The 18,951-nt window shown below is 62.6% G+C and carries 21 protein-coding genes; 6 read left to right on the top strand and 15 right to left on the bottom strand.

Features of this window, described 5'->3' with window-relative positions:
- Positions 1 to 61: 61 nt before the first annotated feature.
- Entirely contained in the window at positions 62 to 742 is a 681-nt protein-coding gene (locus tag ACN9MY_RS13960; protein ID WP_426171485.1) for a Crp/Fnr family transcriptional regulator, read from the top strand.
- Here the strand turns inward: ACN9MY_RS13960 and ACN9MY_RS13955 are convergent.
- The 10 genes from ACN9MY_RS13955 to ACN9MY_RS13910 all read right to left on the bottom strand — a co-directional run bounded on the left by ACN9MY_RS13955 (position 699) and on the right by ACN9MY_RS13910 (position 10,760).
- Complete coding sequence (locus ACN9MY_RS13955; RefSeq protein WP_426323078.1) at positions 699 to 1,958, bottom strand: permease; 1,260 nt, start codon at positions 1,956 to 1,958, stop codon at positions 699 to 701. The two genes, ACN9MY_RS13960 and ACN9MY_RS13955, sit on opposite strands and share 44 nt — an antisense overlap.
- Positions 1,958 to 2,185, bottom strand: coding sequence for a DUF2249 domain-containing protein (locus ACN9MY_RS13950; RefSeq protein WP_426323076.1), 228 nt, complete (start codon positions 2,183 to 2,185; stop codon positions 1,958 to 1,960). Before ACN9MY_RS13950 ends, ACN9MY_RS13955 begins: the two co-directional genes overlap by 1 nt.
- 10 nt (positions 2,186 to 2,195) lie before the next feature.
- Positions 2,196 to 2,591 (bottom strand): RrF2 family transcriptional regulator, encoded by a 396-nt coding sequence (locus tag ACN9MY_RS13945; protein ID WP_426323074.1) that lies wholly within the window; start codon positions 2,589 to 2,591, stop codon positions 2,196 to 2,198.
- 4 nt (positions 2,592 to 2,595) lie between these two features.
- The gene (locus ACN9MY_RS13940) at positions 2,596 to 4,866 is read right to left on the bottom strand and encodes a nitric-oxide reductase large subunit (RefSeq protein WP_426323072.1); all 2,271 of its coding nucleotides are present in this window, start codon (positions 4,864 to 4,866) and stop codon (positions 2,596 to 2,598) included.
- A gap of 91 nt (positions 4,867 to 4,957) precedes the next feature.
- Positions 4,958 to 5,209, bottom strand: a complete 252-nt coding sequence (locus ACN9MY_RS13935; protein WP_426171475.1) for a hypothetical protein — start codon at positions 5,207 to 5,209, stop codon at positions 4,958 to 4,960.
- Between the two features lie 205 nt (positions 5,210 to 5,414).
- Positions 5,415 to 7,886 carry an adenosylcobalamin-dependent ribonucleoside-diphosphate reductase gene (locus ACN9MY_RS13930; protein WP_426171473.1) on the bottom strand — a complete coding sequence of 824 codons (2,472 nt, stop codon included), beginning with the start codon at positions 7,884 to 7,886 and terminating at the stop codon, positions 5,415 to 5,417.
- 65 nt (positions 7,887 to 7,951) lie between these two features.
- Entirely contained in the window at positions 7,952 to 8,983 is a 1,032-nt protein-coding gene (locus tag ACN9MY_RS13925; protein ID WP_426337484.1) for a DinB family protein, read from the bottom strand.
- The gene (locus tag ACN9MY_RS13920) at positions 8,980 to 9,363 is read right to left on the bottom strand and encodes a hypothetical protein (protein WP_426171470.1); all 384 of its coding nucleotides are present in this window, start codon (positions 9,361 to 9,363) and stop codon (positions 8,980 to 8,982) included. Before ACN9MY_RS13920 ends, ACN9MY_RS13925 begins: the two co-directional genes overlap by 4 nt.
- 20 nt (positions 9,364 to 9,383) lie before the next feature.
- Positions 9,384 to 10,139 carry a hypothetical protein gene (locus ACN9MY_RS13915; protein WP_426171468.1) on the bottom strand — a complete coding sequence of 252 codons (756 nt, stop codon included), beginning with the start codon at positions 10,137 to 10,139 and terminating at the stop codon, positions 9,384 to 9,386.
- Between the two features lie 30 nt (positions 10,140 to 10,169).
- Positions 10,170 to 10,760, bottom strand: coding sequence for a DUF1439 domain-containing protein (locus tag ACN9MY_RS13910; RefSeq protein WP_426323065.1), 591 nt, complete (start codon positions 10,758 to 10,760; stop codon positions 10,170 to 10,172).
- Between the two features lie 47 nt (positions 10,761 to 10,807).
- On the opposite strand from ACN9MY_RS13910, the gene ACN9MY_RS13905 reads away from it, so the two are divergent.
- Entirely contained in the window at positions 10,808 to 11,584 is a 777-nt protein-coding gene (locus tag ACN9MY_RS13905) for a DUF72 domain-containing protein (RefSeq protein ID WP_426171465.1), read from the top strand.
- A 218-nt stretch (positions 11,585 to 11,802) separates the two neighbouring features.
- Here the strand turns inward: ACN9MY_RS13905 and ACN9MY_RS13900 are convergent, their stop codons facing one another.
- On the bottom strand, positions 11,803 to 12,270 hold the full coding sequence (locus ACN9MY_RS13900; RefSeq protein WP_426171463.1) for a cupin domain-containing protein: 468 nt from the start codon (positions 12,268 to 12,270) through the stop codon (positions 11,803 to 11,805).
- Positions 12,271 to 12,410: 140 nt separating this feature from the next.
- Here ACN9MY_RS13900 and ACN9MY_RS13895 point away from each other — a divergent pair, with 140 nt between their 5' ends.
- The 4 genes from ACN9MY_RS13895 to ACN9MY_RS13880 all read left to right on the top strand — a co-directional run bounded on the left by ACN9MY_RS13895 (position 12,411) and on the right by ACN9MY_RS13880 (position 15,823).
- Complete coding sequence (locus tag ACN9MY_RS13895; protein WP_426171461.1) at positions 12,411 to 12,779, top strand: GntR family transcriptional regulator; 369 nt, start codon at positions 12,411 to 12,413, stop codon at positions 12,777 to 12,779.
- Positions 12,776 to 13,633 carry an ABC transporter ATP-binding protein gene (locus ACN9MY_RS13890; protein ID WP_426171459.1) on the top strand — a complete coding sequence of 286 codons (858 nt, stop codon included), beginning with the start codon at positions 12,776 to 12,778 and terminating at the stop codon, positions 13,631 to 13,633. Before ACN9MY_RS13895 ends, ACN9MY_RS13890 begins: the two co-directional genes overlap by 4 nt.
- Complete coding sequence (locus tag ACN9MY_RS13885; protein WP_426337483.1) at positions 13,630 to 14,595, top strand: hypothetical protein; 966 nt, start codon at positions 13,630 to 13,632, stop codon at positions 14,593 to 14,595. The genes ACN9MY_RS13890 and ACN9MY_RS13885 overlap by 4 nt, the downstream gene beginning before the upstream one ends.
- 130 nt (positions 14,596 to 14,725) lie before the next feature.
- Entirely contained in the window at positions 14,726 to 15,823 is a 1,098-nt protein-coding gene (locus ACN9MY_RS13880; protein ID WP_426323056.1) for an extracellular catalytic domain type 1 short-chain-length polyhydroxyalkanoate depolymerase, read from the top strand.
- A gap of 101 nt (positions 15,824 to 15,924) precedes the next feature.
- On the opposite strand, the gene groL is transcribed toward ACN9MY_RS13880, so the two are convergent.
- The 4 genes from groL to ACN9MY_RS13860 all read right to left on the bottom strand — a co-directional run bounded on the left by groL (position 15,925) and on the right by ACN9MY_RS13860 (position 18,940).
- Positions 15,925 to 17,529, bottom strand: coding sequence for a chaperonin GroEL (gene groL / locus ACN9MY_RS13875; RefSeq protein ID WP_426323054.1), 1,605 nt, complete (start codon positions 17,527 to 17,529; stop codon positions 15,925 to 15,927).
- 29 nt (positions 17,530 to 17,558) lie between these two features.
- Positions 17,559 to 17,873 carry a co-chaperone GroES gene (locus tag ACN9MY_RS13870; RefSeq protein ID WP_426323052.1) on the bottom strand — a complete coding sequence of 105 codons (315 nt, stop codon included), beginning with the start codon at positions 17,871 to 17,873 and terminating at the stop codon, positions 17,559 to 17,561.
- A 144-nt stretch (positions 17,874 to 18,017) separates the two neighbouring features.
- On the bottom strand, positions 18,018 to 18,647 hold the full coding sequence (locus ACN9MY_RS13865) for a diguanylate cyclase (protein WP_426337482.1): 630 nt from the start codon (positions 18,645 to 18,647) through the stop codon (positions 18,018 to 18,020).
- Between the two features lie 23 nt (positions 18,648 to 18,670).
- Positions 18,671 to 18,940: a hypothetical protein gene (locus tag ACN9MY_RS13860; protein WP_426323048.1), complete on the bottom strand. Its 270-nt coding sequence runs from the start codon at positions 18,938 to 18,940 to the stop codon at positions 18,671 to 18,673.
- Between the last annotated feature and the right edge of the window lie 11 nt (positions 18,941 to 18,951).

Genomic DNA, 18,951 nt, shown 5'->3' with positions numbered 1-18,951 from the left:
CATTACCTTAACCAGGACAGGACCCGCCCAGCGGGTCCTTTTGCCATTTCAGGAGAACCAGATGCCTAGCCCCAAAATCGACCCCCGCGAGTTCCTCAAGCGACTGCCCCTGTTCGCAGACCTGTCGCCGGAGGAGCTGACGCTGGTGGCTGCCGGCACTACCGAACACCACATCCCGCGCGGCAGCGCCGTCTTCCAGCGCGGCGATCCATGCGTCGGCTTCCACATGGTCATCTTCGGCCAGGTGAAGCTCAGCTTCCTGTCCGCCCAGGGCAACGAAAAAATCGTCGAGATCATCGGCCCGGGCCACAGCTTCGGCGAAGCGCTGATGTTCATGGAAAAGCCTTACATCGTCACCGCCCACGCAGTCAGCGACTGCATGCTGCTGCACATTTCCAAGCACACCGTATTTGCCGAACTGGCGCGCAACCCGCAGTTTGCACGCCGCATGCTGGCCGGCATGAGCCGCCGCCTGCACGGCCTGATTTCAGATGTGGAAGCCTATTCGCTGCGCTCCGGCAGCCAGCGGATCATTGGCTATCTGTTGAAGGATGACGATGCGACCGACGGTTCGGAGATTACGCTGGCCGTCAGCAAGAAGCTGCTGGCCTCGCGCCTGAACCTGACCCCGGAATACTTCTCGCGCGTGCTGCACGAGCTGGCCGACCAGGGCATGATTGCCGTGAACGGCCGCCAGATCAAGATTCTTGATTCTGCTCGTTTGCGAGCTTACGAAGGCTGATCGCAGCCAGCGCCAGGTCGAAACCCAGGCGCATGCAGGAAACTGCCAGTACCGCACCTGCCGCCTGGGCAAGCCAGCCAGGTGCGATGGCAGCAGCAAGCAGCATCACCACGCTGGCGGCATGCCAGGCAAACTGCACGCGCGGTTCGCTCTCCGGCATCAACTGGCGCACGCCCGGCACATCGCAGCCTGCATGCTGCCCGTGGTACCACAACAGGAACGGCACGATCTTGTACAGCATGCCGTTCACTGCCGACATGGCAAAGCCACCGATAAACAGCACGCCAAGCACCAGCGCCTTGTCCACGCCGCGCGGGCAAAGGAAGACGGCGACGCTGGCCAGCAGCGAGCCAAGCGAGAGCCACCAATACCAGGTCGATACGTCGGCCGCGCGCTCGCGGCGAAACAGCAGCCCCAGGGTGTACACCGCGAACAGCCCCAGGCAGACGCTCACCAGCCCCGCCCCGATCCATTGCCATGGCGCGTTGAGAAGGTAGCCGGCGGTCCACAGCGCCAAGCCGCCAAGGCATAGCGGCGGCAGCGTGAAGGCAAGCTGGCGCGGAAACAGCTGGGTGGACTGGAACATCGGCACCACCTGGAACACCACGGATACGACCAGCACACCGACCCAGCCCACCAGGGCCCAGGCAGCATGCACATTGGTCCATTCCATCACGCGCAGGCGCACCGCGCCCACCAGGAAGGCCGCCAGCGCCACGCCAATCGTCACGGCGCAGGCCAGTGCCACCACGGCCTGGCGCATGCCCGCCACGACCGGCAATGCGTTCGGCGCCGAGCGCTGCGACAGCGCCCTCGCCAGGACGGCAATAAGAAGAATGAAGGCGCCCGCGAGCAGGATACCAGCCGCGCGCAGGCACCACGGCAACCCATGCAGGAATCCTGCCGCCAGCAGCAGCGCGCCGCCGGCCAGGGCGCCCCAGATCACGGGACCAAGCCGGCGCGCCCAGTGCAGCTCGACGCCGGCAACCACCGGCACCATCTGCAACAGCGAACCGGCCATGGCCATGCCAAGGAAACCGAGCGTCAGCAAATGGGTCACGGCCAGCGTGGCCGGAGCCCAGCGTGTGCTCATTGCGTCGGCGCCCTGCCACAGCAGCAGCAGGCCAGCCAAGGCGCCGAACCATGGCGCCGCCAGCAGGAAGCGCAGCGGCAGCGCCAGCCCGGGCGTATGCTCGAAAGCCAGCTTGCGTTGCATCAGTCGTTCTGGGAAATCAGGATTTCGTAGATATAGTCGTCGCGCATCGTCGTGCGGTAGCGGTAACCGTTCTTCTCGAGGATGCGGTAAAGGGGGACCGGTTCGCGGTCGATGACCATGCGGATGTGCTGGCCGGGCTGCAGCAGGTCGAGCGCTTCCAGTACGCGCTCCATCGGTTCAGGCGGCACCATGCCGCACAGCTCTAACAAAATTTCAGGCGCACTCATGATGGTTCCTTCAGATAAGGTCCGCCAGGGTCTGGCGGTCGAGATGACCGAGGTAAGCCTCGGTCGCCCTGTGCAACCCCTCCTGCAGGCGGCAGGCGCCGGCCAACTGGCAGGTATTGCGCGTGACATTGAAACATTCGACGATCGTAAAGTCGGCTTCGGCCAGGCGCACCACGGCGCCCACCGAAATCGAAGCCGGCGGCTGCGCCAGGCGCAGGCCACCGGCCCGTCCGCGCCAGGTGGCCACCAGCCCGGCCTGGCCGAGCCGGTGAGCCACCTTGCGCAGGTGATGTTCGGAGATGCCGTGTGCCTTGGCGATCTCCTGCACGGTCACCAACCTGCCCTGCTGCCGACCCAGGTACATCAGCAGGCGCAAGGCGTAGTCGGTGTGGCCCGTGAGGCGCATTTGCTTAGTTCTCCAGCGCCACGCCTTCTGCCACGGTCTCTTCCTTCTTCGCCTTGCCGATCAGGCGCAGGGCGAACAGGGCGAGGAACAGGCAGCCAACCGCGAACACGATGTCGCCAGGGACGCGCAGCCATACTGCGGTTTCCATGAAGGTCGAGTGAACGACTTCCGGCGAACGGGCAAACCACATGCCCTTGGTGATCGCAGCCACGGCCTGGTAGATACCGGCAGGGACGAGCGACATGAACACCATCATGGCCAGGCCGATGTTCATGGTCCAGAACATCGAAGCCAGCAGCTTGTCCGACCATGCAAAGCGGTCAACCAGGCCGCGCAGGCAGAACAGCATCAGGCCGATACCCAGCATGCCGTACACACCGAACAGTGCAGCGTGGCCGTGGGCGGCGGTCATGTTCAGGCCTTGCATGTAGTACAGCGCGATCGGGGTGTTGATCGAGAAGCCCAGCAGGCCGGCGCCCACGGTATTCCAGAAGCCGACGGCGATGAAGCACAGGATGGCCCATTTGTAGGCGCCGATCCAGGGCGCCGATTTCGAGCGCTTGTAGTTGCGATACGCTTCCATGCCGATCAGCGACAGCGGAACCACTTCCAGGGCCGAGAACATGGCGCCGATAGCGATCACCGAAGTAGGCGTGCCGGTGAAGTACAGGTGGTGCAAGGTACCCAGGATGCCGCCGAACAGGAACACGATGGTTTCCAGGATGATGGCGCTATTGGCCGAAGCAGCGCGGATCAGGCCCAGGCGGGTGAACAGCAGCGCGATAACAGCGGTTGCGAATACTTCGAAGAAGCCTTCCACCCACAGGTGGACCAGCCACCAGCGCCAGTACTCGATCATCGAGTAGTGCGTGCCCTTGCCCCAGGTCAGGGACGTAGCGTAGAAGCCGCCGATACACAGTGCAGCCAGGAACACCATGGCGATGATGCCGCGGCTTTCCGATGGTTTCTTCAGAGCCGGCCACAGGCCGCGACCGAGCAGGAAGGCCCAGAACAGCAGGCCGACGAACAGCAGGATCTGCCACACACGGCCCATCGAGGTGAACTCGAGGCCCTGGTTACCCAGCCAGAACGAGAAGTCGACGCCCTTGTGTTGCAGGGTGCCCAGCCAGCCGGTGGCGGTCGAACCGACCACGATGAACAGCAGCGCGTAGAACAGTACATCGGTGCCCAGCTTCTGGAATTTCGGCTCGGCGCCGGAAATCGCAGGAGCGATATACAGGCCGGTAGCCAGCCAGGCGGTGGCGATCCACAGCACGGCGAACTGGGTGTGGATGGTGCGGCTGACGGTGAACGGCAGCACGTTGGCCAGCGGAATACCGAAGAAGCTCGAGCCTTCCACCGCAAAGTGCGCGGTGATCACGCCCATGCCGACTTGCGCCAGGATCAGGCCGATCACGACCAGGAAGTACTTCTTGGTGGCCTTCATCGAAGGCGTGGCTTTCAGCGAGAACAGCGGATCGTTCTTCGGCGGCACAGGATCTTCTTCCTCCTTGTGCATACCGTGGTAGAACAGCATGCCGGCGATGGCGCCGATCATCAGGATGATCGAGGCAATCGACCAGATGCCGGCGCCGGCGGTCGGAGTGTTGTCGATCAACGGTTCGTGCGGCCAGTTGCTGGTGTAGCTCAGGCCAACTTCGCCTGGACGGTCGGCGGCGGCGGCCCACGACGACCAGAAGAAGAAGCCGGTCAGCGCAGTGCGGTCGCTAGCTTCAGGCAGCGAATTCGGCGCCATGGCGTACTGTTCGCGCAGCTTGTCGTATTGCTCGGCGTTGCCGAACAGGCCAGCGTAGTGGTTTGCCACGGTGCGCACCGCTTCGGCACGGATGGCCGACAGCTTCACTTCATTGGTGTCGGCGTTGTAGGTGTTGGTGCGCAGCTCTGTCTTCACCAGGGCGTCAACGTGGGCTTTGGCGCCGGCTTCGAGCTGGGCGTAGTCCTTGTTGAAGTTCTTGCGTGCGAACAGGTCTTGCAGCGCGACGGCTTCGCGGTGCAGCCAATCGGCCGACCAGTCAGGCGCCAGGTAGGAACCATGGCCCCAGACGGTGCCCAGTTGCTGGCCGCCAGCGGACAGCCAGGCGCTCTGGCCGTATTTGACCTGGTCAGGCGTGTACAGCACCGCACCGGTGTCGTCAACGACTTGCGCTATTGGAGGCGCTTTCAGGTAAATTTCGCGGCCCACCCAGCCCAGTACCGTAAACGATAGCAGGCAGATAATGGCGAGCCACGTCCATAACTTCTTAGTGGCGTGCATGATAGCTCCTTTTGTGGTGTTTCAAATGTATGTTTTTAGCCAGAATACAGCCGCCACTCGGGCAGCTCACATGATCCAGGTCAAGTCTTGGTCAATGGCCGCCGCAACCGCCGCAGCAAGTGTGGCTGCGCTGTTGCGGCGCCACAGGCGGGTAGCCGTGTTCTTCCAGCAGTTTGCCGAGCTGGGGGACGCTGGTCAGGGAGTCGTCGAAGGCGACTTCAACGTGGGCCGCGCCGGCTGGGGCGTGCACGCCGCGGATGCCGGGGACGGTACGCAGCAGGTCAAGCACGCGGGTGACGTTGGCGGCGTCCAGGGCGGAAGCAAGTTGGAAAGAATGATGCATTTGTAAGTCCTCCTCGGGGTTAGTGTGGGAGGAAGTTTATGGAGTGGCGAAGGGGATGTCCTTGACGCACCTTAAGCAAAAACCGGTAAATCGGTGTCTGACCCGCAGGGTCAGACACCCAACGGTCTGACGGCTGAGGCCTACGCCACCAGCCGCGCCGCAGACAGTGTCTGACCCTGCGGGTCAGACACTGGTTTACCGGTTTTCACCCACACCCGCCCATATAGTGGCACTCAACACACCGCGTACACCCATCCACCTTATGCAGCGCCCGCGCCCCGCACTCCGGGCACTTGCCCGCCGATTTCGTCGGCGCCGCTCCCGCCGCCGTCATCGCCTCGGGCGCCACATGCCCCGTCGACGCGCACCGCAAGGCCAGTTGCGGCACCGGCACCTGGTTGCCAAAAGCATCCAGGAACCCGCGCCGTATCAAAATCCGCTGCAAGGTAAACGCAATCGCCGCCACCTCCGAATCGTGATAAACCGGCACCTGCACCCCATCCTCCCGCGTCAACAAGCCGCAGCGCACCGGCCCCTTTTCCCAGGCCACCTCGCGCATATCCGCCAGCGCCTTCGCGATCGAACTTCCCGCCCGCGCCGCCATCGACAGCAAGCGCATGGACGACGTAATCCACTGCTGGCCATCGCTACGCTGGTTCGCCGGCATGAAGAACTCAAACGGCCGCTCAATCCGTACCGGCGCCCCATCCAGCATGCCGTCCACGGTGATGAAGCTCACGGTAAGGTAGGCCGACTTCTTGCCCTCCTGCGTCCAGTATTCGACCTTGGAGGTCACCGACTCCAGTTCCCCCAACGGACGCCCATCGAAGCGCTTGCGCAGCGGATCGTCATCAAGCAGCACAGGTGCAACGGCCGCAGAAGCCGCCGCCGGTTCCGGCGCCACGCTCAGCACGCTGCCCGTCACCGTATTCGGACGGAAAGTCGCAAGCCCTTTCAACCCCGCCACCCACGCCTCGGTGTACAGCTCCTTGAAATCCTCATACGGATAATCTTCCGGCACATTCACCGTCTTCGAAATCGCCGTATCGACGAAAGGCTGCACCGCCTCCATCATGCTCACGTGGTCCAGCGCCGCCATATCCAGCGCGGTGACGAACTGCGGCGGCAACTGCCCCATGTCGAAGCCCATGTGGCGGTACAGTCGCCACGCATGGTCCGCCACCTCGTAGGAGCGCGACGAACCATCCGGCATGCGCTTGCGGCGCTGGTAAACCCAGGAGAACGCCGGCTCGATGCCGTTGGAAGCATTGTCCGCAAAGGCCAGCGTAATGGTGCCGGTCGGCGCAATCGACAGCAGGTGCGAGTTGCGGATGCCATGCCTTGCAATCGCCTCCCGCAAGGCGCCCGGCAAGCGGCGCACGAACGCGCCCTCAAGGTACTGCTCCTTGTCGAAGAACGGGAAAGCGCCCTTCTCCTGCGCCAACGCCACCGAGGCCGTATAAGCTGCGTCGCGCAAGGCCTCGGCAATGCTGGCCGCCATTGCGCGGCCGCTTTCGGAGTCATAGCGCATGCCCAGCATCACCAATGCGCTGCCAAGGCCAAGGAAGCCCAGGCCGATGCGGCGCTTGGCCGCCCCCTCGTCCGCTTGCTGCGGCAGCGGCCACTGGGTCGCATCCAGGGCCAGGTCCAGCATGCGCACCGCGATGCCAGCCACCTGGCGCATCGCCTCGTAATCGAAGCTCGCGCGATCGGTGAAAGGATGCTGCACAAAGCAGGTCAGGTTGAGCGAACCCAGGTCGCAGCAGCCATAGCCAGGCAGCGGCTGTTCGCCGCAAGGATTGGTGGCGCGTAGGGTCTCGCAGTAATACAGGTTGTTCTCGGCGTTGATGCGGTCCACGAACAGAACGCCCGGCTCGGCGTGGTCGTAGGTGGAACTCATCACCTTGTCCCACAGTTCGCGCGCCGGCACGCGGCGATACACCCAAAGGCCATCCTCGCGCCGGTATGCCCCGGCAGCCAGGTCTTCATCGCCCGGTTCGACCTTGTGCACCAGTTCGAACCCGGAATCGGCAGCCAACGCCCGCATGAAGGCGTCCGTCACGCCGATCGACAGGTTGAAGTTGCGGAAGCCCCCATCATCCTTTGCGGCGATAAAGCGCTCGATATCCGGATGGTCGATGCGCAGCACGCCCATTTGGGCGCCGCGCCGCGCGCCAGCCGATTCCACTGTCTTGCAGGAAGCGTCGAACACGTCCATGTACGACACCGGGCCGGAAGCACGCGATTGGGTGCCCTTCACCTTGGCCCCGGCCGGACGGATGGCGCTGAAATCGTAGCCCACGCCGCCGCCGCGGCGCATCGTCTCCGCCGCTTCCGCCACCGCGGTGTAGATGCCGGGCAGGCCATCGTCCTCGCCGGTCACCGAATCGCCCACCGGCTGCACGAAGCAGTTCATCAGGGTCGCCTTCAGCCCCAGGCCAACGGCAGAATTGATGCGTCCCGCGGGCACGAAGCCATTCTCCTGCGCCCACAGGAATTTTTCTTCAAGTTCGGTGCGCAGTTCCGGCGCCTCCAGCGCGGCGAGCGCGCGCGCTACGCGGCGGCGGACGTCGATGATGTCCTGCTCATCCCCTTTCGCGTATTTTTCGCGCAGCACGTCCAGCGAGATTTCCTGGGGCGGCATGGGGTTGCCGAACATTTTTTCGTTTGCATTCATGGATAGTCCTGCTCAGGTTAAAACTGAGCCCGACTATCCACGAATGCCCGGGTAAATTCCTTGATTCAGGATAAGTTTGGCGGCCAGATCACCTCTTCCGACCAGCCCAGTTCCCTGAAATCCTGGGCCCGCAGCGGCGCCTCGCCTACAGAAAAGAATTCATCCAGTTGCGGCGGCGCGACGGGCGTCGACGACAGCATGGCATGCACCTGCCCGCGATGATGGATCTGGTGCCCGAAAAGGTGGGCTAGCAGACGCTGTCGCGTATCGCGCTGGAATTCACCCTCGCCGCGGTCAATGACCACGATCCGGCGCAGGTCTTCGTCGCGCAAAGCCTTGCAGTAAGCGATCAGGCGGCGATCGGCGGCACGCTGAGCCCCCCAAAGCGCCGCACAGGTATCAAAAGGCTCCTCCACCGCGAAAAACTCGCTGCAATAATCAGGATGCGGCGGCGCCCCGCGCGCCTCACGCTCCAGTGCATCGATATAAAACCAGTCCACGGTAAGGATGTGATTCAACGTCGCCTTAATCGACGGAAAAAACCCCGACCGCGGCGCCACAAACTCCGCCTGCGGCAAGCGCGCGCAAGCCCTCAGCAGCCGATGGTTAGCCCAGCCATTGTTATACGCTTCAGTCAATAAATGCCGCGACAGCCGATTACGCTCGAGCCCGTGTCCCACCTTGGGGTTGCCCCTAGGGGCGAAGGGTGACACGGCCTCTGCCGCAGCCCACGCGGCGATCGAGGCGCGATAGCCTTCCGGCAGCCGGCCTGGCAGCGCGTCGGCAGCAAACAAGCCGACTTCCTTGTGTTCGTGGCTCAGCACCGGCACGAAACCACCCTCCAGCGTGCACGCATGGGCGACGATAAACACTGTCTTCCCTGGCACGACTTCGAATAAGTAACTATCCAGCGGCGCCCCTACGCGGACGCGCACGCCGAGTTCTTCCTCGACCTCTCGCACCAGGCAGCCTGCCGGCGTTTCGCCATCCTCTATGCGCCCGCCCGGCAGTTCCCATTCCTCGCGCTCGTTCTTCAAGAGCACTACCCTGCCGTCAGGAGCGCAAAACACGCCCTTCACTGAAACTGGATAAGTCATTGGATATGCAAATAAGTGATGCCCGGTGCTTCTTCAAGAATCGAGCGCACCGCCGTGTACAGCTGCGCCACCACCGTCGCCCGCGGATCGCGGCCGGCAAGCCGCTCCATCAAGCCGCAGTCAGCGAAGACGTAGGCCTGCCAGCCCTCTTCCGCTCTGGTGCAAGCCACGTACAGCTCGCAATCCTCAGCCTCCACCGGCACGCACCAGGCGAAATCCTCGGGAATCACCTCGCCGAGCGCGCGAAAGCCGTGCGTGGGCAGTTCATGGGCCATCCACTCGGCCAGGCGCAAGCCATAAATGCCGGGATTGGTCAGTTTGTCTTCATCCGCGACGATTTCGAAGCGGGAAGACTGGAACATCAGGACCGGGCTATGCATTCTGATGTTCCTTTCATTGTTCAGCTACGCGGCACTTGCGCGAAAGCGGCATTCAGACGCCGCACCATATCGTTATTCATCGAGGCCGTGTGCCGGTTCCAGCGGTCCATCGTATGTTGCAGCTCGCTCTGCAGTCGCTGGGCAAGCTGGTACTCGCGCATGCCCGCGGCCCAGATCGCATACTCGGCACGCGCATCAAAACTGCCGAAGCGGTTGACGGCGTTTTCGAACTCGGCGCGCGCCTCCTCACGGCGACCGGCCGCGCCCAACGCTTTCGCCAACAGCAGGCTGCACTGCTCAGCACGATAATTCGCATCCGCGCGGCGGATAAACTCGAGGTGCTCAATGGTCTTGCCGTGGGCGCCAATCGCCAGGTTAGCGCGCGCCGCACCAAGGCGAATTTCCAGGTCCGAGCCAAACGCACCCTGCAGGCAAGCTTCGTACGTGGTAGCAGCTTCGGCAGCCTCGCCCGCTTCCAGCAAGGCCGAGGCAAGGCGCATCTGGTTCTGCGCAGTCGGGGTGAAGTTGAACGCATCGCGTGCTTCACGCAACTCACGCCCCGGATCGAGCATGCGGCCGGCAGCCACAACGGCTTTGCGCGCACCGACTTCCAGGCGCGAACTCGGCAGGTACACGGCAAAGAAATACACCAGACTACCCAGCAGTGGGAAGGAGAACAGGATCAGCAGCCAATACAATTCCCGCCCGCGGCGCACCGCATGCACGGCAAAAAAGATGGCAACCAGAATATGCAGACCCAGACCGAAAAACGGCATTTCTCTTTCTCCTATTAGTTGAAGTTTCGATTATAGACGACCGTCCCGCAAGGGTTCCAGATGAATGCTCAGTCCGCTTGCTGAAGTGCGGATGGCGGTGGGCACAAACTGCACGCCGGCATAACGCAACTCATCCGGACGCCAGGTGTAGATCGGCGTGTCACGCGCCAGGCTATCGGCAAGCAAGCGCGCAGCACCAGCCACCTGGCGCTGCGTGCGCTCATCCAGGCCGTCCAGCGTGAAGTCCTCCACGCGCGCATCGGCCAGCATGACCGCATTGCGCGAAGGGTCGATATTCAGGCGCCCCGACAGCGAAAGGCTGCCGGTAAATTGCTGCCGCATCAGCGGCGACGAAACAGACAGCATGGCGCCAAGCGCGATCCGGTCGTTCGGCAAGGTGGAAAGCCGCGGCTGCTCCAGCCGCAGTTCAAAGACTGCCAGCGCACGGTGCTCGAGCGGGAAGCGCTGGTCGATATTGCGTTGCAGGCGCGCCAGCGGGACTTCGTAATCGCGCGGTCCGGCAAAGCTTGCGCAGCCGGACAACAGCACGGCAGCGCCACCTCCTGCGGCTAACGCAGCAGCGGCGATGGCGCGCGTGGCAAGTCGTCTGTGTGGGGTCATTTCAGGCTCCTGTGTCATAGTCGCAGCAATGATAACGGGGATCGCATATGCAACCTGTAACCATTGGTATCGCTGGATGGGCTTTGCCGCGCGCTGACGCGGACTTGTTTCCGCCGGCGAGTTTTGGCAGCAACCTGGCACGCTACGCCGCTGTGTTTGACGCCGTCGAAATCAATTCTTCGTTCTATCGCCCTCACCGGCCAGAAACCTATGCGCGCTGGGCCGATAGCGTGCCGGCCGGCTTCCGCTTTGCCGTCAAACTCCCGCGCTCCATCACGCATGAAAAGCGCTTGCAGGATGTCGGTGCTGACCTCGACCGCTTCGCAGACGAAGCCGGGGCGCTGGGCGAAAAGCTCGGATGGATATTGGTGCAGACGCCGCCCAGCCTGCGCTTCGACCCAGCGGCGGCCGCAGCCCTCTTCACGGCCCTCGGCGAGCGCTTTGGCGGCAAGGACCGCGGCAAGAAGCCAGTATTTCTGGCCTGCGAGGCCCGCCACGGCACATGGTTTAGCGCCGAGGCCACGGCGCTGCTGCGCGACATGGAAGTGATCCGGGCAGTAGCCGATCCGCCCGCCGGAGAACCAGGACCTTTCATACCGACACGCGATGACGCCAGTTACGTGCGCCTGCACGGCAGCCCGCTGATCTATCGCTCAAGCTACGAACCCGAGCGGCTGGAGCAAGTCGCCGCCTGGCTGCGTAACCAGCGCGGCAACGCACTGGTCATCTTCGATAACACAATGTCAGGCACGCAGGTCAGGCAGGCAAGGCAGCTTCACGCCCTGCTCACCCATCGCGCGCCGGGTTCCTCTTTACCTCCTTGAGGATCCTGCCCGCAAAGTGGCCATAGCAGGCACACAAAAGAACCAGCCAAGCCATCGTGATGATCGCCGGATCGGTTCCACCCAGGCCGAACACATCCAGATTTTGCCGAAACAGTTCGAAAGCTCCCCAAAGCGCCAGGAGGCAGGCCATCCCTGTCAGCCCCTGCCGATAGATCGGCCAATTCCTGCTGAAATGCGCGCCAGCCTGATGCCACATACTATTTTTTCCCCTTCATCGGGTCATCATCCGGGTTCACATACGTGATATCAAACGGCCCCTCGCCATGGATCTGGACGATGGTGTCGCCCTTCATGATCGCGTAATGGTTGGTCTTGGCCGGAATCGCCACAAAGTCCCCCGCATGATGGGCCTTGGCCGCCTTTTCATCAAGCTTATCCCCCATGCCCAGCATCAGCGTGCCCTTGATCACGGTGACGTTTTCCATCATCGAATGCATATGCGGCGGCACCTTGTAGCCCGACTGGGCGTGCAAGCGCATGACAAACGGACCTGCCTTGCCGGGATCGCCCTGCAACACAGCCGCTTTGGCGCCTTTAGGCAAGGTGGGTGGGCCATCGCCCCATTTCATCTCATCGGCGAGATGCATAGCGGAAACGGGAATCAGGCACCCAAAAGCAGCAGCGGCAAAGACAGCAGCCAGGGCGCGAGGTGTAATTCTGGACATGGCAATCTCCTTTTAAACGGGTACTCCAGGTTTGATCATAGTCCGCATTTGCAAAAAAACCACTTGCCGCGGACAGATTCAGTGTTATAGTTCACTACAACACCAGTTCATTAATTCACCAACACTGGAGGAAACGATGTATGTGGAATGAAAACCGCCCGATCTACCTGCAGTTGAAGGAGCGGGTCGTCGGCATGATGCTGGATGGCTTGCTCAAGCCCGGCGATGCCCTGCCCTCGGTGCGCCAGGTCGCGGCCGATTATCAATTGAACCCGATTACCGTCTCCCGCGCCTATCAGGAGCTGGTCGACGAAACCTTGGTGGAAAAAAGAAGGGGATTAGGAATGTACGTTACCGAAGGCGCCGTTGATAAACTGCTGTCCACTGAACGCGAACGCTTCATCCGCGAAGAATGGCCCGCAATGGTCGAACGCATCCGCCGCCTGGGCCTGGACATTGAACAACTGCTGCGCAGCACGAATGTGCCGCCACAAGGAGCCCCGGCATGACAGCGATCATCACCGCGAAAAACCTGAGCAAGCGTTACGGCGCCACCAAGGCCCTGGATGACGCCAGCTTCCAGATCAACGCCGGCCGCATCGTCGGCCTGATCGGCCCCAACGGTTCCGGCAAGACCACTACCCTGAAAGCCATCCTCGGCCTGTCCCGCTTCGAAGGCGAGCTCAATGTACTGGGCCTGGACCCGCGCCAGCAGCGCGATGAACTGATGAAGGACGTGTGCTTTATCGCCGACGTCGCCATCCTGCCGCGCTGGCTGAAAGTGAAGGATGCCATCAGCTTCTGCGAAGGCATTCACCCGCGCTTCAACCGCGAGCGCGCCGAGAAATACATCGCCAACACCAAGCTGTCGCCGGACATGAAGGTCAAGGCCATGTCCAAGGGCATGATCGTGCAACTGCACCTGGCGCTGGTGATGGCGATCGACGCCAAGCTGCTGGTACTGGATGAGCCGACCCTGGGCCTGGACATCCTGTACCGCAAGCAGTTCTACCACCAGCTGCTGGAAGACTACTTCGACGAGAACAAGACCATCCTGATCACCACGCACCAGATCGAGGAAGTCGAAAACATCCTGACCGACCTGATGTTCATCCGCGACGGCAAGATCACCCTCGCCGCCTCGATGGACGAAATCGGCGACCGCTACACCGAAGTGATGGTGCAGCCGGAATACATGACCGCGGCCAGCGCCCTGCAGCCGCTGCACCAGCGCACGGTGTTCGGCAAGGCAGTGATGCTGTTCGACGGCGTCTCGCGCAAGCAGCTGGAAACGTTTGGCGAAACCCGTACCCCTAGCGTGGCCGACCTGTTCGTGGCCAGCATGCAAGGAGAATATCAATGAATACGATGAAATGGCTGATGCAGCGCGAGTACTGGGAGAACAAGGGCATGCTGTTCTGGGCCCCTGCCATTGTCGCCGGCCTGATGGTCGCCTTCTTCGCCGTGATGCTCATCATCGGCAACAATATGGAACTGCACTTTGACGGCGAAGGCCTGTCGCGCTTCCATGAAATGAGCGTCGTGCAGCGGCATGAACTGGCCAGCGCCGTTGGCGCCGCCTTCCCTATGATGGCCGCGCCCCTGTACATCCTGATGGGCTTCGTGATCTTCTTCTACTGCCTGGGCGCGCTGTACGACGACCGCCGCGACCGCAGCATCCTGTTCTGGAAATCGCTGCCGGTGTCGGACACTACCACCGTGCTGTCCAAAGTGGCCGTAGCAACCGTGGCCGCGCCGCTGATCGTGGCAACCATCGGCTTCGTGGCTTCGCTCGCGATCATGCTGATGACGTCCATCGCCCTCAGCTTCCACGGCGTGAACGTGTTTGGCGACCTGCTCTCTTCCACCAACCTGTGGCTTTCTCCGTTCCGCGTGCTGTCGCTGATCCCAGTGTACTTGCTGTGGGCGCTGCCGACCGTGGGCTGGCTGCTGATGGTGTCGAGCTGGGCGCGCAGCAAGGCGTTCCTGTGGGCGGTCGGCACCCCGCTGATGACCGGTGCGTTGCTGGCCTGGGGCAACTACGCATTCAAGATGGGCCTCAACATCGAATGGTTCTTCTCGCAAGTGGTGCTGCGCCTGCTGGGCAGCGTGCTGCCGGGCGCCTGGTTCATATTCGACCGCTCGGCCCAGGAGTCGATACGCCATGCCGAAAACATGGATGGCATGCAGGGAGCCAAGGTTGTTTCCTTCTTCAACGAGGCATACGGCTCGCTGGCCAGCCCGACCCTGTGGGTTGGTGTCGCGGCAGGCGTGGCGATGATTGCCGCCGCGATCTGGCTGCGCCGCTGGCGCGAAGAAAACTGATCGGCCAGGCGGTTGTTCGCGGCAGCTCGATGCTCGTCGAGCTGCCGCTCATGCCACCCGTTCGGCAGCGCACTGAAATCCCATCGGTTCACCGCTATAGTGCCGGGATCGCACGACACAGGAGCTGCCGATGGCCAAGTCGCCCCCAGGAGTACGCCTGTTGCGCAGCCTGGCCCGTGCAGGAAAGGCGCAGCAAAAATTGCTGACCGCTTTCCTGACCGCTTCGACACCGAAGACAGCGAAGCCCAAAAAGCCCCGGCGCACGGCACGGCGAACACAAATCAGCCTGGCTGCGGCGCCCGGCAAATGGATGGCAGCGCGCTACCCGGCCCTGTCGGGCGTCCCTTCTCTCGCCTACTGGCTCTACCTGCCTGATCGTGTTCCTGAAAGCGTCACGCGAAATGGCTGGCCTCTGATTGTCATGCTCCACGGATGCCACCAGAGCGCAACCCAGTTCGCACAAGGCACCCGCATGAATTTGCTGGCGGAGCACAAGGGTTATGCCGTGCTCTACCCGCAGCAGCCGGTAAGCGCGCATGCCCAGCGCTGCTGGCATTGGTATAGCCAGGCCACCCAGGAAGGCAGCGGGGACGCTGCCAAGCTTGCTTCACTCATCGCCCACATTTGCGAGCAGCATCACATCGATCGCAGTCGAATCTATGCATGCGGCATCTCAGCCGGGGCAGGAATGACCGCCGTAATGGCGCTGCAGCACCCGGAGCTTTTTGCCGCGATCGGCCTGCATTCCGGCCCGGTGGCCGGCGTTGCCAGGTCCTCGGCCGAAGCGTTGCACGTGATGCGCCACGGGGCAAGCCTCAACGCGGAGGGAGTGATTCACGAACTGCTGCACCAGCGCGCATTGCAAACCAAGCCGGGTGCCCGTAGCGCGGATCAACTGATGCCGGCAATCCTGATCCAGGGCGAAGCCGACAAGGTGGTCCGGCCAGTCAACCAGGCGCATCTTGCGCGCCAATGGCTGGCGCTAAACGGCCTGGGCGCCGACACGCCGTCGCAAGTAACGCTCAAACCCGAGGGGAAAACCGTTCGCCGGAATGCCTGCGAGATCCGCGATTTTCACGTCGGCCGCAAGATTCTGCTGCGCGTTGCAAGCATTGCGGGCCTGGGGCATGCCTGGAGCGGCGGCGACCCGTCTTACAAATTCAATGAAGCGGCAGGCCCGGATGCCAGCCGCATGATGCTGGACTTCTTTGCGAAGCACCGGCGCTAGTTTTCCCTCACAGCCAGGTCCTGGTCGCGGATGACTTCTTAACACAAGGGCGGTCGCCCACCAGGCACGACCGCCCCCTCATCAGGATACGCCAGCAGGCATCAGGCCGGCAACGCGTTCTTTTCCTCTGGCGCCGCGTCCGACACGGTCGCCTCGGTGGTCAGCAGCAGGCCAGCGATGGAGGCAGCGTTCTGCAGCGCGGTACGGGTCACCTTGGTCGGGTCGATGACGCCGTTTTCCACCATGTCGACATACTCGCCGGTGGCAGCGTTATAGCCAAAGTTACCCTTGCCTTCGGCAACCTTGGCCACCACCACCGAAGGCTCTTCGCCGGCATTGGAAACGATCACGCGCAGCGGCGCCTCGAGTGCGCGCAGCACGATCTGCACGCCTGCATGCTGGTCGGCATTGGCGCCCTTCAGCTGGGTGATGGCGGCGCGGGCGCGCAGCAATGCCACTCCGCCGCCTGGCACAATGCCTTCCTCGACGGCGGCGCGGGTCGCGTGCAGCGCATCATCCACGCGGTCGCGCTTCTCTTTCATTTCCACTTCGGTGGCTGCGCCAACCTTGATCACAGCCACGCCGCCCGCCAGCTTGGCCACGCGCTCCTGCAGCTTCTCCTTGTCGTAGTCGCTGGTAGCCTGCTCGATCTGCGCGCGGATGGTGGCCACGCGATCATCGATGCGCCGCTGCTCGCCGGCGCCGTCGATGATGGTGGTGGCTTCCTTCTGCACTTCGATACGCTTGGCGCTGCCCAGATGCTCCAGCGTGGCCTTCTCCAGCGTGTGGCCGGTCTCTTCCGAGATGACGGTGGCGCCGGTCAGCACGGCGATATCTTCCAGCATGGCCTTGCGGCGGTCACCAAAGCCCGGCGCCTTCACCGCAGCCACTTTCAGGATGCCGCGCACCGAGTTCACCACCAGCGTCGCCAATGCCTCGCCTTCCACATCTTCCGCCACAATGAACAGCGGCTTGCCGGCCTTGGCCGACTGCTCCAGCACCGGCAGCAGTTCGCGGATATTGCTGATCTTTTTGTCGTACAGCAGCACCAGCGGATCATCCAGGCGCGCCAGCTGCTTGTCCGGATCGTTGATGAAATATGGGCTCAGGTAGCCGCGGTCGAACTGCATGCCTTCCACCACATCCAGCTCGTTCTCCAGCGACTTGCCGTCTTCGACGGTAATCACCCCTTCCTTGCCCACCTTCTCCATGGCCTGGGCGATGATGTCGCCGATGGCGCTGTCGGAGTTGGCCGAGATGGAGCCCACTTGCGCGATCTCCTTGCTGGTGGCGATGGGGCGCGAGATGGCCTTCAGTTCCGCGATGGCAGCGGCCACGGCCTGGTCGATGCCGCGCTTCAGGTCCATCGGGTTCATGCCGGCGGCCACATACTTCATGCCTTCCTGGACGATGGCCTGGGCCAGCACGGTAGCCGTGGTGGTGCCATCGCCGGCCACATCGGCGGTCTTCGAAGCCACCTGCTTGACCACTTGCGCGCCCATGTTTTCCAGGCGGTCCTTCAGCTCGATTTCCTTTGCAACCGAAACGCCATCCTTGGTGATGGTCGGCGCGCCGAAGCTGCGGTCAATCACCACATTCCGGCCTTTCGGACCCAGCGTGACCTTCACAGCGTTGGCCAGCACATTCACGCCCTTGACGATGCGGACGCGGGCATCTTCGTTGAACTGTACGTCTTTAGCAGTCATGATTTTTATCTCCCTGGAACGTTCTGGAATCAAGCGGCTTTGGCAGTGGCGGCAGCGTGGTCGATCACGCCAAGGATGTCTTCCTCGCGCATGACCAGCAGTTCTTCGCCATCAAGCTTGACGGTCTGCCCGGCGTATTTGCCGAACAGGACCTCGTCGCCGACTTTTACAGCCAGCGGGCGCACGCTGCCATCGGGCAGGGCGCGGCCATGACCGACCGCCAGCACCTCGCCCTGCTCGGGCTTCTCGGTAGCGGAATCGGGGATCACGATGCCGGACGCGGTTTGGCGTTGTTTTTCAATTCGCTTAACAATAACCCGGTCATAGAGGGGACGAATTTTCATCTCTTATCTCCAAATGGTGTCAGATCATTTAACAAGTGAATCGGTCCAGACAAAGCTAGAGCCAGACTTCAGCGTCGTCGAAAGTATGTTTTCGCTTTTTCATTTTCAAGATGGGTGCCGCAGTCAAGTTTGTAACAAAATGTTTCAAGGCAGGATCAGGCGGTCATGGTGGCCCAGCTGGTAGACCACACGCTTCTCCGCACTTGGCGGAACGGGCCGCACCGGGCAGTCGAAAAAGCGCCCGCCGTCCCCCGCCAGGCTGTCATCCGCTGGACCGACGCCCTGCCATACGCCGCCTTTGATGGGCTGGAATAGCCACTGCTGATAGCCCTTGCGGGCCGCCAGTTCCATCTGCTCCAGGCGAGCAACCTGGTCTGCACCCAGCACCGGTTCATCAGGGTAGCCCGCAGCGTTGTCGCCAAACGCCAGGCGGCAGGCGAAGGCCTCGCTGGCCGGAGCCCCCGCCGTGTTGCAGGCCCGCTGTTGCAATCGCTCCAGCTGCCAGGCGCCAAGCCGCCAGGCCGCATCCAGCAAGGCATCCTCTGCCGCCGCACTGCTGGCCCAGGGACCGTCAAACTGCAGGGCCGAACTGGCCACCGCGCGTGCCGGCAGGTTCACGCCTTGCAGTTGCAGCGGCGTAGCACGCCGGAAGCCATGCCAGTGGAGGAACAACAGCAAAGGTGCATCGGGCCAGTTGGCGCGCGTGGCGCTGACGGCAAACAGCGGCAAGCCCATGGCGGAAATTTGCGCAGACACAGCATCGAATACATGCATGGCAACGTCCTCCAACTGCCATGTCAGTGCACGTAAGACCGCCCAGTTGCCGGTTCAGCGCCTGCGCCTACGGGAGGCCCGCCCTGCAACAGCTCCTGGCAATGAGTAAGGTGGCGCTGCGCCTGCGCCAGAGCCTGCGCATAACTTCGCAGCTGGTGCAGCGACGGCAAGCTGTCGCTGCCCTTCAGTGCGCGCGCTCCCGTGGCGGTGATTTCCGCCATTGCCCGGCTGGCCTTGTCATGCGCGGTCCGCAATTCCGCCAGGCTTTCCAGCAATGCCTCTTTATGTTCCATAGTCGCTCCTT

Origin of the sequence: Pseudoduganella sp. R-31, assembly GCF_049913235.1 — a bacterium.
Classification (GTDB): domain Bacteria; phylum Pseudomonadota; class Gammaproteobacteria; order Burkholderiales; family Burkholderiaceae_D; genus Rugamonas.
This window is presented reverse-complemented; position numbering and strand designations above follow the sequence as displayed.